Source organism: Yoonia sp. GPGPB17, from assembly GCF_037892195.1.
Classification (GTDB): Bacteria; Pseudomonadota; Alphaproteobacteria; order Rhodobacterales; family Rhodobacteraceae; genus Yoonia.
In genome coordinates this window covers 1-13800 of sequence record NZ_JATACI010000003.1, presented here as the reverse complement: position 1 = coordinate 13800, position 13800 = coordinate 1, and the positions used below count along the sequence as shown (strand labels likewise).

Annotated in this window: 13 protein-coding genes and 3 pseudogenes; 2 read left to right on the top strand and 14 right to left on the bottom strand. The window is 54.9% G+C overall.

The genetic code is table 11. The features are described 5' to 3' along the window. Positions 1-63: 63 nt before the first annotated feature. The 5 genes and pseudogenes from QTO30_RS20400 to QTO30_RS20380 form a co-directional block, all read right to left on the bottom strand. Positions 64-600 (bottom strand): ATP-binding protein, encoded by a 537-nt coding sequence (locus QTO30_RS20400; protein WP_340426001.1) that lies wholly within the window; start codon positions 598-600, stop codon positions 64-66. Continuing rightward, positions 593-829 (bottom strand): hypothetical protein, encoded by a 237-nt coding sequence (locus tag QTO30_RS20395; RefSeq protein ID WP_340426000.1) that lies wholly within the window; start codon positions 827-829, stop codon positions 593-595. The genes QTO30_RS20400 and QTO30_RS20395 overlap by 8 nt, the downstream gene beginning before the upstream one ends. Before the next feature lie 4 nt (positions 830-833). Beyond that, the gene (locus QTO30_RS20390; protein WP_340425999.1) at positions 834-1292 is read right to left on the bottom strand and encodes an ATP-binding protein; all 459 of its coding nucleotides are present in this window, start codon (positions 1290-1292) and stop codon (positions 834-836) included. A 151-nt stretch (positions 1293-1443) separates the two neighbouring features. After that, positions 1444-2086 (bottom strand): annotated as a pseudogene (scpB, locus tag QTO30_RS20385) (SMC-Scp complex subunit ScpB). 11 nt (positions 2087-2097) lie between these two features. Then, positions 2098-3060, bottom strand: coding sequence for a DUF1403 family protein (locus QTO30_RS20380; RefSeq protein WP_340425998.1), 963 nt, complete (start codon positions 3058-3060; stop codon positions 2098-2100). A 156-nt stretch (positions 3061-3216) separates the two neighbouring features. Between QTO30_RS20380 and QTO30_RS20375 the strand changes: the two are divergent. After that, positions 3217-4295 (top strand): annotated as a pseudogene (locus tag QTO30_RS20375) (tyrosine-type recombinase/integrase). A gap of 62 nt (positions 4296-4357) precedes the next feature. Here QTO30_RS20375 and QTO30_RS20370 read toward each other — a convergent pair. From QTO30_RS20370 to QTO30_RS20330, 9 genes and pseudogenes are all read right to left on the bottom strand, one after another. After that, positions 4358-4660 (bottom strand): HigA family addiction module antitoxin, encoded by a 303-nt coding sequence (locus QTO30_RS20370; protein WP_340425997.1) that lies wholly within the window; start codon positions 4658-4660, stop codon positions 4358-4360. Beyond that, entirely contained in the window at positions 4650-4940 is a 291-nt protein-coding gene (locus QTO30_RS20365) for a type II toxin-antitoxin system RelE/ParE family toxin (RefSeq protein WP_340425996.1), read from the bottom strand. The genes QTO30_RS20370 and QTO30_RS20365 overlap by 11 nt, the downstream gene beginning before the upstream one ends. A gap of 52 nt (positions 4941-4992) precedes the next feature. Continuing rightward, the gene (repC, locus tag QTO30_RS20360) at positions 4993-6303 is read right to left on the bottom strand and encodes a plasmid replication protein RepC (RefSeq protein WP_340425995.1); all 1311 of its coding nucleotides are present in this window, start codon (positions 6301-6303) and stop codon (positions 4993-4995) included. 234 nt (positions 6304-6537) lie between these two features. Then, positions 6538-7581, bottom strand: coding sequence for a ParB N-terminal domain-containing protein (locus QTO30_RS20355; RefSeq protein ID WP_340425994.1), 1044 nt, complete (start codon positions 7579-7581; stop codon positions 6538-6540). Beyond that, positions 7581-8933, bottom strand: coding sequence for a ParA family protein (locus QTO30_RS20350; protein ID WP_340426165.1), 1353 nt, complete (start codon positions 8931-8933; stop codon positions 7581-7583). The genes QTO30_RS20355 and QTO30_RS20350 overlap by 1 nt, the downstream gene beginning before the upstream one ends. Positions 8934-9246: 313 nt before the next feature. Continuing rightward, positions 9247-10467: a hypothetical protein gene (locus QTO30_RS20345; protein ID WP_340425993.1), complete on the bottom strand. Its 1221-nt coding sequence runs from the start codon at positions 10465-10467 to the stop codon at positions 9247-9249. Further along, on the bottom strand, positions 10458-11147 hold the full coding sequence (locus tag QTO30_RS20340) for a ParB/RepB/Spo0J family partition protein (RefSeq protein ID WP_340425992.1): 690 nt from the start codon (positions 11145-11147) through the stop codon (positions 10458-10460). The genes QTO30_RS20345 and QTO30_RS20340 overlap by 10 nt, the downstream gene beginning before the upstream one ends. A 451-nt stretch (positions 11148-11598) precedes the next feature. Continuing rightward, positions 11599-11810: pseudogene (locus QTO30_RS20335) on the bottom strand (hypothetical protein); the annotation flags it as partial. 121 nt (positions 11811-11931) lie between these two features. Then, complete coding sequence (locus QTO30_RS20330; RefSeq protein ID WP_340425991.1) at positions 11932-12357, bottom strand: hypothetical protein; 426 nt, start codon at positions 12355-12357, stop codon at positions 11932-11934. 267 nt (positions 12358-12624) lie between these two features. On the opposite strand from QTO30_RS20330, the gene QTO30_RS20325 reads away from it, so the two are divergent. Beyond that, positions 12625-13800 (top strand): hypothetical protein (locus QTO30_RS20325; protein ID WP_340425990.1); only part of this gene is annotated, 1176 nt, incomplete at its 3' end.

Here is a 13800-nt window from a genome sequence, read left to right as displayed (position 1 = left end):
TTACAATTGGGAAGCTGAATAATCGTCCAGCCATTTCTTTGATGCATCGCCTTTCTAGAATCCTCATGATGCACTCCATAGGCATGAAAGCGGGGCAGCGAATATGTTTTCACCAAACGGTACAACCTGATCGTGGTCATAGAGAACCATCCCCTGCACGAATTTCTTGCCACAGGCGTCCGCGAGCTTGCGCATCCCTGAAAAATCACCCGCCGAAACGGTGGCGGACGACTTTACCTCGACGCCGACGATTTCACCGCGGCGGTTCTCCAATACGATGTCGACCTCGTTCCTGTCCTTGTCACGGAAGTGCGAGAACGTGCACCGCTGTTCACTCCATGTCGCTATCTTCCGCAGTTCGCTGAACACGAAGGTCTCCAGGATCGCACCGAAGCTCGTTTTGTCCTTCCGGACAACGTCCGGCGAAACATCCCGCATCGCTGCGAGGAGGCCCGCGTCGAAAAAATGCAATTTGGGCGACTTGGTCAGGCGTTTCAGACGATTTGTGAACCAGGGCTGCAGGGTATGAACGAGGTAAAGGCTCTCAAAAACACTCACATACTTCTGCGTGGTGACATGATTGAGGTCAAGGCTAAGCACCGATACCAGTGTAGTTAACCAACTGTCCTGAGTGCTCGGCAAGCACTGACATCAGTTTCGGCATGATGGCAAGTTGTTCGATCTGGGCCACGTCTCTGACGTCTCGCTGGACGATCGCATCAAGATAGCCATGATACCAATCCTGCTTTCGTGACCATCGCGCTCGACCAAGCGCTTCGGGATACCCGCCGGAAAGGACGTTTTCAACGAGGTCGTCACCGACGATCATGTGGCTAAACCCTCGGCTTCTCTCGCGCAAAAGCCCGATCAATGAACCCCGATTTCGCCCCAAGGATCTCTGCCTGCGAGAGGGGCAATAATCGAACGACCTCCATGCGGCCAGCAAGGGAATCTGCCACTTTTGGGATGGTCATGAGGTTGGCCGAACCTGTTAGGAGGAACCGCCCCGGTGTCTTGTCGTCATCGACCAAGTTCTTGATAGCGAGCAGAAGGTCGGGCGCGCGTTGGATCTCGTCGATCACGGCGCGGTCCAATCCGCGGACGAATCCGACCGGATCATCTATCGCCGACTGCAAAACGTTGGCATCGTCCAATGTCAGAAAAGGTATCTTGTCCGACGCGATGTCGGTTGCAAGCGTGGTTTTGCCGGACTGACGCGGCCCCGAGATGAGAACCACGCGGGTGTCGGACAGAGCCTCTTCCACTCTAGCCTTGGCAAATCTTGGATACATAGTCGCGCGACTCCCTTCGACCGATTGAAAGTACGCGCTCGACCGATTGAAAGTCAAGTTCCGACCGATTGAAAGCGTGATGTGGTCTGATTGGCACTCACACCTCCGACTGATTGAAAGTCAAAGCCCGACCAATTGAAAGTGAAGAGCCTCACAACTGCGCTGCCCGGGCATTCTCATCCGCGCCATCAACCGTCAAATCAAGTTCCGGCAAATCCCTTAACGTCTGCAGATCAAACATCACCAGAAACGTCTCCGTTGTGACAAACGTATGCGGCGCGCCAGGCCGCGGAGCCCGCGGTCCGCTGGCGATCAGATCCTTGAACCGCAGCCGCGCGAGCAGATCACGGCTAACCTCCTTGCCAAAGATGTCCTTGAGGCCCGCCCGGTCGATCGGCTGGTGATAAGCGATGGCGCAAAGGACGCCCATCTCCATTTCGGTGAAGGCGAGCGACTGCTCGCCGAGATCGGCTGCAGCCTTGATCGCGTCCGCAAACTGCGTCTTGGTTCGGAACATCCACCCGCCGGAAACTTCGGCCAGTTCGTAGGGCTAAGCCCACCAGCTCTGCTTGGACGTCGTCGATCAGCATCTCAACCGAGGCCCCCTGCCCCACCACGCGCGCCAGGTCATCGCGCCCGACTGGCGTGGCGCTCGCAAAGAGCACCGCCTCGATCCGCCCCATCCATTCGCGCCAGCGCAACTCTTGCGGCAGGTCTTCAAGTTCCCGGTCAAACACGCCGTCGCGTCCGGCCTCCTGCAGTTTCGAGTTCTCCCGTTTGGCATCGGAGGTCATGGCGGTGCGGGTCATCGCACAATCCCATAGAGCCGGAAGGTCGGACGTCCTGTCAGTTCCCGCGCCACGCCAAGCTCGACGAGCCGATCACAGAACCGCCGCGCGGCCCGATCCGTCATCGGGATGGTGGTGCCTTGGATTATCGGTGACAGCATCATCGACGGCGCCACGGCATCCTCGGATAGGAACAGCGCAACCGCCGCCTCAGATCCCTTGGCGCGCAACTTCGGCGCAATGACGTGAAGCGTCGCTGCTCTTACTGCGAGGTCGCGCGCCAGTCGGATCGTGTCTTCAACGGACCCAAGGATGCATTGCTGAACGGTCAGATCACCCCCCTGCCCGTCCGCGACGAGGTCTCGCAAAGTCGCCTTGGTGAGATGCTGCGCCGTGATTGGTAGTGCGGTTTTCCAATTGAGAGTTCGCGCCAGAACCACATCCGAGAGTAAACAGGCAATCCGCTCCGCCCGATCGTCCATCTCAAGAACCGCGCGCATCACGGCAACACAGCCCGCTAACGGTCCCTCGGTTTTTGCGCGGGTCGCACCAGACGCTATCAACATCACGACATCATCGGCAAATGCCGCGCCAACCAAACCTTGGACATCGTCATGCCAATCACGCCCCGTCAGTTTGAGACGGACCGCGTCGCGCCAAAACGCCAACAAATCACCATCGGGCCCCCGCGCCTCACCCGGTGGCGTCAGATAATACGCGTCCCGGATATCCGCTTCCCGCGCCAGCCGCCCTTCCAGTTTCGAGGTGGCGGTTGCTGCATTCAGCGCCGACCGGTTCGCCAGCAGTTTGCCCGGCACACAGTGCCTCGGATCAGCGGCCAGCTGATCCAGCAGTGTCAGAGCTGCGCCAGACCGAAAAGCCACAGTTTCAAGGGTTTCTGCACGGCCGGAGGAGACCCAGGCGGGCAGCTTCGGTAAGGTCGTCAAGTCGTCGGAGATGGCAGTGGCCTGGTAAGTCATACCACAACAATAGTCTCACGCGGCGCTTTCGTCCACAATATACGGTACAAACCGCCCCACTCTGCCGTTCTTCGCTACGTCCAATAAGTTTGCATTATCGGACGTGCAAATCTAGGATGTCAGAAAGCCAGCATTCTCATGAATAGGGGTACAAAAATGGCCCAGAAATCGCCCTCAGCGCCCCCTGCCCCGCCCAACGATGACGCGCTGGACGAGAGAGATCGCGCCATTGCTATTCCCGATGCGGTCGCAGCTTCGGGTTCCCTTGAGCAACTCGTGGAAACCGCACGCGGCTTTGCCGAACAAGCTACGGCCGAGAACACCAACAAGGCCTACAAGGCAGACTGGGCGCATTTCGCCAGCTGGTGCAGGCGGCGTGGCGCCGACCAACCGACCCCCGACCCCCAGCTGATTGGCCTCTACATCACCGACTGCACCGCCCCGCAAGACAGCTCCCCTGCCCTCTCCTACGCCACCATTGACCGCTGCGGCTGTCTGGCCTCGCCTGGAACTATCAGCAACGCGGGCAGACCCTTGATCGCAAGGACCGCCACATTGCAACGGTGCTCGCAGGCATCAAGCGATCCATGGCGCGACCACCTGTGCAGAAGGAACCCATCGCGCCGCATGAACTCCTAGAGATGGTCGGCACGCTCACTTACAGCCTGCGCGATCTGCGAGACCGCGCTATCCTGCTTCTCGGTTATGCGGGCGGGTTCCGGCGGTCTGAGATCGTCGCCCTCGATGTGAACCGCGACGACACCTTGGGCGGCAAAGGCTGGGTAGAGATAGAAAAGGAAGGCGCGATCGTCAGTCAGCTTACTAAAACAGGATGGAAAGAGGCCGCGATCGGACGCGGGTCATCAGATCAATCCTGCCCTGTCCACGCGCTGGAGCAGTGGCTGCACTATGCAAAGATCGATCATGGTCCAATTTTTCGACGGGTCCTGCGGGACAATTCCAAGGTTCAGGATGCACGTCTCTCAGACAAACACGTCGCCCGCCTGATCAAGAAGACGATGCTGGATGCAGGCATTCGATCGGAGCTCAAAGAAGCAGAACGGCTCAAGCTCTTCTCAGGCCATTCGCTGCGCTCTGGTCTGGCCTCCTATGCGGATGTCGAAGAACGTCATGTGCAAAAACAACTCGGACATGCATCAGCCGAGATGACGAGGCGATATCAACGCAGGCGAGATCGGTTCCGGGTGAACCTGACTAAGGCGGCGGGGCTATAGGCCCTGCCCCAAGCTAAAGCCGAAATACCGCAACAACACTCAATCTTCGCCAAAATCTGTCATCAGGCCACGTCCCGCAGCTTTTGGACCTTGATATCGTCTTCATGTTGCCGGGCCTGCGCCAGTTCGTAACTGGTTTGCATGCGCAAAAGCGTATCCGCCTTGACCCCAAAAGCCTTCTCGAAGCGGATCGCCATATCAGCCGACAGTCCGGCATTGCCGTTGAGCAAGGTGCTGACAGCCTGCCGGGACACCCCAAAGTGATCAGCAAGGTCCTTCACGCTGATGGAGGCCGGTTCGACAATCTCTGTTTTGAGCCAATCACCCACATGGACCGTTAGCGATGGATGCATTTCAAGAGCCATGATAATCCTCCAATTCCATATCGATAAGCGCACCATCTTCGTTCATGCGGAACGTCAGCCGCCAGTTTTTCGTCACGGTCATCGACCAGGTCCCCTTTCGATCCCCGGTCAACTGGTGCAGGCCGTAATTCGGCGGTGTGCCCAGCTCTCCGAGATCTGCAGCGGCATCGATGAAGGCCAGCATCTTTCGTAGCCTGCCCGTGTCACCCACCAGACCTTTTGGGTTTCCGGTTTCAAAGAAGCGCCGGAGGCCCTTATGGCCGATGCTCTCGATCTTCATCGCAATCTCCTACATTGGACGTGACACTGTGTCAAGTGTCACGCGACACATGTCACGCCCTTACCCCGCTCAATCGGCCATAGAAGCTGCGCTCTAGATGCAGTTCACCAGCTTGGGCCTTCTGAACCATGCCGCGCAGATAGCCACCTGGCGAAGACACCTCCCCGGTCGCGTGCTTGTCGTAGATCAGAGCCAGTGCCGCAGTGGCAACCTCCGGCCCGAGCGCCCGTTGCGCCACGTTCCAGGCATGTTCCGAGATACCCACCATGGGCCTGATCTTGGTGGCGGCCCGATGCACACCGTTCCAATCGCGGATATAGCCTTCCAGGTCGCGCGCCATCTCCCCGAACTGCGGACAGGTCAGCATCAGCATGGGTATATCGATATCTGATCGTGCTTTGTTGGTATGTGTGCTCCACTCACCCTCAAGGTCCACATCATCAGGCCTCTCAACCCGCTCTGCCGGTGGCTGTTCTGGCACAGCGCCTGCCGCGCGCTTTGTTTCAAAGCGGTTACTATTTACAGGATAAGGTTCATTTGTAGTTAGTATGTGGGTCTCATCAGAGACACCCGTGGGTGTCATATTTTGATGAAGAGAAACAACATCAGCTTCCGTTTGAAGGTCCTGAGTTGCTGAATCTGCGTCCGGTTGCTCTGGCCAGTCAAAAGCCGCCTCGAAGGCCTGTTCCACGCGCTGTTGCAGGGCTTTAAACCATGCAACCACATCACGGAGCGTCTCCGGCCCCGTAGAGCGCTTGGGAAGCCGCTCAAGCAACATGGCGAACTCATCCTGCAGATCGCGCCAAGGGCCCCGCAAACGGCTCTCCACGGCTTTTTCGATCTTCGCGCGAATTGTCCTGCGCGTTACGGTGATCGTATTGCGGAGGGCCTTGCAGTACTGGCGCTCCTCCTTGATCTGCGCATGCAGGGCTTCAAACTCTGCCGCGCGGGCCGCCAGAGGCGCGAGATCGAAGCCATAAGCGTCTAGGATGTAGCCATCGTCGTCTCGGATGCCATAGCGCTTGCCGTTGGGGCTGTCCTTCATCCAGATCAGACCGGCTTCACAGAGACGCCTGACGTGCCGCCTGAGCGTTGCCAGGGAGAACCCTGTTTGCTCCATAAGAAAGTTGTTGGAGGCCCAGACAATGGGCCGCCTGCCCTGCTCCCAATCCTGCGGCTGTGTCACAGCCCCAAAAGTGTCCAAAAGCAGGAGATCCTGCGATTTAAGCCCGATCGCGGCCGCCACCTTCTTGGTGGCAACAATCGCCTGGGATTTGGGTACAAAAAGCCGTTCACCGGCTCGTGCGTGCTGTTCAGCAACCACAAGGCCCGGTGTTGGCTTGCGCCAACCTGTATGTTTCATGAGATGTTTCTCGCCTCCTCTGCTCAAAAGAAGACAAAAGAAATCCGTTCACCAAACCGGTGTTTCGTTGACAACGATTTGCGAGGAGTGCTATCTAAAAGCTGCAACACAGATAGATTGGCTCTCTAACCGCAAGGTGGAGGGCTTTTCTTTTGCCGTTAAATCATTGCATGTGTGATCCTGTTTCTTGCCTCTGTTGAGATCGAAGAACGCCGTCTCCGCGGCTCCTGCCTCTTACTTCGATCCGTGTTTCTCTAAATACTCAGCGATGACATCACCCAATCCGTTGAGGACATCTTCAGTCAGTGTAAGCCCTGTCGCGGCCACAGAAAGACGACCCCCCTGCCCCACTAGGCTCAGACTTTTTGCACCGATCTTGCGTCGAACAGTGAGCTTCTTGGTCGTCTTCGGCTTCTTCTTTGCTAGCTTAGAAGCCTTGCCAGACAGGTCCATTAGGACCTGCTCGAGGTCGCGGTGACTGAGTTCATAAACATTTTTGCACGCGTGCAAAATCTCATCTTTGGCCGCGAAAACTGCACGCCCTCTGGAAACAGCACTATTGTGAACTCCCACGCGTTTCGCGAACTCTGTGGCGGACAGCTTTCCGTCCATCTTTGCTTCTTGGAGCCGTTCAAACATTTCGCCGATAGAGACTAGCCGCTCGAAGGCGCTGAGGTTTTCACGCTCTTCGTTCTCCCGAAAGCGCATGAAGAGCATCTCGAACTGCTCTTCATCAGAACCGCGCTGCGATTGAGGTACGAGCAACGCTCGGACCGGCTGGCCAAGTGCCTCAAGTATGGCATGACGACGCCGTCCAACAATCAATTGAAAGGATACGCCCTCGACGTTTTCAGGCTGACGCTCATCAGGACGCCAGTTCGGGTCAGCTGGCCAGACATGTATTGGCGTATCCTGGCCATTCCTCGCTATGCTGTCTTTTAACTTCTCAAAGGCCTCCTGATCACGCCAATCGTCACGCCGATCAGTACCCACTACATCGACAATCTGTGCCGGATCAATTCGAAGTTCGTGCCTCCCTGATAGTATCCGGTCAACGACCTGAGCACGTTCGGCTTGTAGAACTTGCCCCGCATCCGAAAGCGCACCAGCTTTCCATGCGCTGCCCGAGCCACCTAGTCGCGGCTTCAAGCCGCTAGGTGTATCAGAGAGAGCCTCTTGCTCGTGTTCCACAAGATCTTCAGCGGTGCCATTCGCAGCGTCATCTTCTGCTGCCACAGCCTTTTTCTTGAGAACGGAGCTGCTCAAAGTTCTCTTCATCAAGCTTCCTCCTCAAAGTCATAGAAACTCTTCATCCACTCATCCGCATAACCGCGCTCCAAGCCTGGCCAGAGGCGTGCGACAATGGCATCATTAACGGCGTCTGCGTTTTCGATGAAGCGATTGATGCCCTTCCGCTTACCGGGAGTATCAGGGTCATACTCGTAGACTGACTGATACACATCGGACGCGTTCGAGATAGAGTCAGATCTCAGGTAGAATACCGGCAGCACTTCGTCAGGACAATTCTCGAGAAGGTTCCCAACTTGCGCCAGGTCCTGTTCGTTAGTTCGTTGAACGATGGTCGGCAGCAACATATGAGCAGCCCCACCCATATCGATCCGGTCGGTCGCAAAGATGTGGCGTAACATTGTGAGCAACCCTGTGACGAAGGTCGAAAGAGTTGCAATGTCAAAACCCTTCATAGTTTGCGGGATGATAAGCGACGTCGATGCCATTACATTATTGAGCTGGAAGAGCGTGAGCGCAGGCTGATAATCAATAATGATGCAATCGAGTGTCTCATTGAGCGCCGCATCAAGCTTGGACCTGTCGACCCGACCATCGTGCACCAGTTCGTCCGGGCGGGTTTGAGGCTGATGGCCTTCCTTCCAACGCTCTATGGAGTCGCGCAAGAAACGATAGAATCGTTTCTCGGGCGTACCGGCACGCAACAGCCGTGCGATCTGGATCTCTCCTTCCGATGTCTCCCCATGTGCTGGAACGAGGCGCACGCCCGGCCAAGATGTCTTCTTAAAGAAGCTATCGAGGGTTGATGCATCATAGTCGGTGTAGGGCGATTCTTCGTCGGTTTGGAACAAACCCGCAAAATCTACCATCGTCGGGGTTTCGTCATTGGGTAGAGTCGGCATTTCGTCACCACCTACGAAGTAGAGTGTGATTGTGCTCTGGGGATCCGCATCCATGACACCCACGCGCATGCCGTAATGCAAGCTGAGATACTGTGCGAAGTGTGCTGCACTCAACGACTTGGCTGTACCACCTTTTTGGCTCGCAAAAGAAATGACAGGCAGAGTATCCCCAGGCTTGCGCCATGCAAGGAAGTGATCAGGGCGCTTCGCGGATGCGGCCATGAGCGCGCGGATGTGCATCAACTCTGACAGCGTGAATACGCGCTCACGACCAACATGTTTGCCTGCAGGAAAATCGTCATTATCCTTGGCAAACTTGGTCAGGTGCTGATGACTGATGTCTAGGAATCGAGCGCATTGGCGCATGGACCAAGACCGCTTGATCCTGTCTCGCAACGTCAGCTCCTTATTGACCGAGACCATTGTCCGACCAAGGCCTCGCTCGAGCTCTTGAAGGAATTGTTCTATGCTACCGCTCATATCACCGCTCTCACTCGATTCTCTGGCGGAATCGATTCCAAGAGTTAATAGCACGGTTTTGGGAATTTTGTACATATATTGTACGCCTACCAGTTTTCAGCGCACATTTAGGGCCATACCAGCCAAAAAACTAGCCAGTTCGAACTGCCAAGCACGCCCGAGGTTAACTTTTTGCACGCGTGCAAAACCGTCCTCAACACTCGTCGTAGGAAGTTCGATAAGGTGATGTTTAAGCGTTCGGCGCTCCTAGTATTTGGTATGTGGCGAACGCCTCGCATAGGGCAGGGGGCGCAGCTGCGCCCCCGCCCGAATGCTAGAAGCAAGCTGGGGTCCATTCATTGATGCGCGCCTTCTGGGTCGATGTGACCTTGTAGATCGCCTGCACGTCTGCATCATGAAACAGCGCGTGCATCTTCTGATCCTTCTCGCCCTTTTTCAGTTTCTTGAAAGTTCGGAACTCTGCGCTGTCTGCCTCGCGTTCAAGCAATTGCAAGAACAGGGTATCTAGCTGCGCCGCCTTCATGCGCTTGAAGCAATTTGCGGCTGTTGGCGCCCAGATTTCACGGATGCTGACACCAGCCTTCTCGGCGATGAGGGTCATCATATCGGCTTCTTGCGTTTTGAACGCGCGAGCAAACGACTCCGTGATTTCTACATTGCGGGCCTTCTTTCCTTGAGCGAGGAACGCCTCAAACGCCTCGACAATTGGTGCCTCTTCGGCATCCCAATCGTCCTCATCATCTTCACCATCGGGCATATCTCCTCCAAGATCAGGGCAAAGTCTGAATGCGTCATCATCGTTTTTAGGCATGTTACGCTCCATGTCGAAACGCACTGCCATAGTCTCGTTGCCCCAATGCGAACCACGCGACAGCCCAAAAGCTAAAAGGTCCAAGACCAGTTCCGGTTTCCGCAGCAGCGCCGTCTGGAACGCGGCCAAACGGATTGCGGTCATGTCTTCGATAAAGGCTGCAGCGAAGGCGGGCTTGTTTGCTTTTTTCTCGGCTGCGTCTGCAGCTTCATCTGCTGCTTTGGCTTCGTCTGACTTTAGAAAACCAGCTTCAACCGCTTTGTTGCGATCTTCTGCCTTCACCAGGCCGACGATTTCACGCACTGTGCCGTTGTTGGCGACATATAGGACCGCTCCTGCCATCGCGTGTTGTTCGTCTGAGTATTCGCCGACCAAAATATCATCCAACGCCTGCTTTTCTTTACGCTTCTCGCTCTCCATGTTCCAGTATGGTTCTTCATCGAGCTCAACGTATCGTGCCTGCTGGTCGTCAGTCAGCTCACCAGGTATTGGTCGTATCAGTGCCAACTCACCGTCGTCGGTCAGCTGATAGGGCATGATGTGAGACGCATCGCTGATATCGACCCACGCCCACTTTTCCTTTTTCTGAAACGCTTTTGCAGCTTTCATCAGTTTCGCACTGAACAACTCGTCGAGTTTCGACGCGTCGTTGATGACGGCCTCATCATCAAACAAGTTCGTGTCTATTGTGCCGCCAGCTTTTTTGTATGCGTTCAATCCCACGTACTGCGCCATCCGGCATGTGGTGCTTGGCTTTTCTTCAGTAAGCGCTTGTTTGATGTGGTGTGCATGCCAATAGCCCCCTCCGAGATCGCTTCCAAAACTTCCAACTGCTTTGCCTCGTCATCACTGACCGTGAAAGCCTGGGCATCGCTGAGGCTGAGGTCACCTGCCTTGACTGCATCAAGTACGAGCCCCGGCAATTTTGCCAGGGCGGCGCGGCGGCGCACATGCGCTTCGGTCACGCAGTACGCTTTCGCGACTTGGGAAATCGATAGGCCGGTTTGAAGTGAACTGCCGTAGTGTCTTATCTCGTCGACAACATCCATTTCTTCGCGTGCTGTGTTTTCAAGCAATGCCCATGCAAGAGCAGTTTCGAGGTCGTCAGTCACGCGTACCTCGATCGTTTCCAGATCCGGGCGTTCTTTCACAGCCAGTTGCAGCGCGTGCCAACGACGGCGCCCGGCAACAATTCCAACCTTCCCTTTGTCATCAATAAGACCGCAAACGTTCTGCATAAGGCCACGGGCTACGATTGTTTCAGCGAGATCCTTGATTGAATCTTCATCGATTTCTTCATTGAACCGCGGATTGTGTTCCGACACATATGTGTCGGACAGCGCGATCAGCTGGGTCTTGTTTGTGACGGCGGTTTCTGCAGTAATTTTGGATTGCTTAGTCATTTGTCGTTCCTTCTTTTGGTGAATCTGGACCTCGACCATCGGGCAAAGGCTCTCTTTCCGATCCCAACTGGGATCGATGAACGGCGAAGCCGCCTTTTCTCTTTTTGTTTGAATTTGGGCGCAGTCTTCAGACAGGAGCGGCTGTATCGCACTTGCCGGTGGGGCAGGGCAGGGGGGTCGTCGGTGTCGTTAGCCCCCAATCCCCCCTTCCCGCGTTTTCTCGGCGCAGAGGGGGGCGGTGAAAGATGACCCGTGCTGATTCAGGCTGGTGAACACCCGCAGGGCCGGAACGCAGAGGAGGACCGCGCTTTGCGCGGTTGGGAGCCAGAATGAATCTGCTAAGGGAAATCACCGGCCACCCGACAGACGGAAATCAAGCTAAGCCGCCCGGAGGGCGGCGTTCTGGATCGACGTATTAGCTGTTTTTAGGATCGCGTCACATCGAGCGTTACCCCGCATCGGCTGTCCACATCGGTGTAAGCTCTCCAGCGCGCCACAGCCGGGCCAGCATCGTTCGCCATGGATCTCGAACCGATGGCGACCACATGGCTCACCATCGCGCCGGTCTGTCTTGATCCGGTCGCCCGATTTACGTGGGATCATTGAGGGCGAGGCAACGGCACAGTCAAAACCCAGCTTAGTCAGATGGCGATGGATGCCGTATGGGCAGATCGGAGCTGTTTCTTTTCGTATGAGACAAATGGGCGTCGAGGGCTCGTAGAGACCTCAGGGCCCGTATTGACTCCACGAAATAGTGACAGCCGAGTTCTGGGCTTCGGGCGGTTTACTGTGCGGAGCCTAGGGCGTGATGACCCTCATTTTGGAGGGTCAGTGACCCGGCATCGATGCGTGGAACTGGAGTTGTTGGTGATGCCAGCTTCAAAGTCGCCTGAAAGACCGGTACACTGAACAAGCGAACCGTAGCATTCTTCCCACTGAACTCAGCTTCGCCAATAGAAAACTCGGACTTCAGTGTGTTGTGGTCGATGATAACGGACACATCCGATGTTCCTTTGCCTTGTTCACGAATGAACGACAGCTGGACGTTGTGTCCCATCAATGGGTACGCATGCAGCCAGAGTATTAGTTCAGACTGATCCGTCTCCATCACGGCTCCGATTTTCGATGTTATCCGGCGATTGCTTGACGATATGAACGCGGCCCCGGCCAGACGCATTGAGGCGTTTGGTATTATCTTCTCGAAATTCATTTCATCTTCCTCTCGATGTTGGCTACTGCACCGAAAACTTGAAACGGTTTTGCTACTAAAATTGATGCAACCTATTGTTGATTGTAAGGGAAGTACTCCAGACAAATAACGAACAGAAGTGAACGGAACTGAACAAGAACGAACAAACGACATTTATCTTATTGATTTACTTCAACTAAATTCCTAGGATAAAGCTTGGAAAGGCTATATCCTGAGTTCTGAAGAGCAACCGTTGAATCGAGGACGCAACAATGCGCAGGGTTGTGAATGTTGATTAAGCGTGGAAAACTTTATGAGGTGCCGCCGTCAGACGGGCGCGACATCAAAGACCTGTTTCTGTATGCCGTCGAAAGAGGTATCGGTCAAATCGTCGATTCAAAGGGTATTCCTAAGAACAAATGGACACCCAACACATTAGCAAATGCGATATCGGAGATCGATCACCCCGACGCATCAGTAGATCTTCGTACCGTACAGTATTGGTTTGATAGCAAGAACAAGCGAAATGTTAGCACAACGAACTGCCGTTGGTTGGCGCAAGTATTTGGGTGCGGTAGCCCCGATGAGATTTCGGATTGGCAAACAGCCCTCCTATCTGCTCGGAGGGTCTTCATTGAGGGCCGTGGACTTGACGGGGATCAATCCATTAACGGTCACAATGAAGGTCACGAAGTACTTGATACCAGCATCCAGCCACCCAAGGTACGTCGAAGACGCCAAATACCAGCTCGACTAGAAGCACTTTTCGCTGACCCAGTGACCCCATCGGTTGTGGTCTGGTTTTGGCTGACGGGAATCCTATTTCTTGCGGCTCTATTAGGTGTTCTAAGTGTAACTTACACGACCCCGGATGGGACAAATAAGCAGGTCGGATACCTTTGGAGTCCGAGCTGGATCATCCATGATCTCGTTCTGCTACCCTTTTTCTTAATGACGGTGTCACGAACAATTAACTTCTGGAAGACTGATACCCGCATGATGTTCTTGAACGACGAGCGACGAAGCCCTCAAGAGGGTTGGTTAGATAAGGTTAGTTCGCTGTCGATGCTTCTTTGGCTTGCCATAGCTATCAGCGTATTCTTTGTTTTCCTTCTACAATGGGTGGGTGGCTACCTGACACCAATTCTGCGCAATGAGCTAGGGAACACAGCGGTAAGCTGGCCCATAATCATCTTGGCCCGGCCGGATATTATGTCTGTGGGAGCCGCATTGGCCTTATCAGGAATTTACATCTTTTTTGCCGCGCTCGTGTTCTTCTTTCTCAACGCCGGATTTGTGTTCCTGTACGCCGTTTGGTCGGATTTTTCGGATCTGTTCAAACAGAACAACAATGTTATCAGGGCAGATGACGCTGCGAAAATGCGATTTGTTGGGGTCAGGCTGGTCGAAAACATATTCTTAGGAACGATCCTTGCCCTTTGGATTAGCACAAGCATAAAACTT

Excerpts from the sequence above, each read along its gene's own strand:
- QTO30_RS20395 (WP_340426000.1), bottom strand. The coding sequence starts at position 829 with ATGATCGTCGGTGACGACCTCGTTGAAAACGTCCTTTCCGGCGGGTAT.
- QTO30_RS20390 (WP_340425999.1), bottom strand. The coding sequence starts at position 1,292 with ATGTATCCAAGATTTGCCAAGGCTAGAGTGGAAGAGGCTCTGTCCGAC.
- QTO30_RS20380 (WP_340425998.1), bottom strand. The coding sequence starts at position 3,060 with ATGACTTACCAGGCCACTGCCATCTCCGACGACTTGACGACCTTACCG.
- QTO30_RS20370 (WP_340425997.1), bottom strand. The coding sequence starts at position 4,660 with ATGGCTCTTGAAATGCATCCATCGCTAACGGTCCATGTGGGTGATTGG.
- QTO30_RS20365 (WP_340425996.1), bottom strand. The coding sequence starts at position 4,940 with ATGAAGATCGAGAGCATCGGCCATAAGGGCCTCCGGCGCTTCTTTGAA.
- repC (WP_340425995.1), bottom strand. The coding sequence starts at position 6,303 with ATGAAACATACAGGTTGGCGCAAGCCAACACCGGGCCTTGTGGTTGCT.
- QTO30_RS20355 (WP_340425994.1), bottom strand. The coding sequence starts at position 7,581 with ATGAAGAGAACTTTGAGCAGCTCCGTTCTCAAGAAAAAGGCTGTGGCA.
- QTO30_RS20350 (WP_340426165.1), bottom strand. The coding sequence starts at position 8,933 with ATGAGCGGTAGCATAGAACAATTCCTTCAAGAGCTCGAGCGAGGCCTT.
- QTO30_RS20340 (WP_340425992.1), bottom strand. The coding sequence starts at position 11,147 with ATGACTAAGCAATCCAAAATTACTGCAGAAACCGCCGTCACAAACAAG.
- QTO30_RS20330 (WP_340425991.1), bottom strand. The coding sequence starts at position 12,357 with ATGAATTTCGAGAAGATAATACCAAACGCCTCAATGCGTCTGGCCGGG.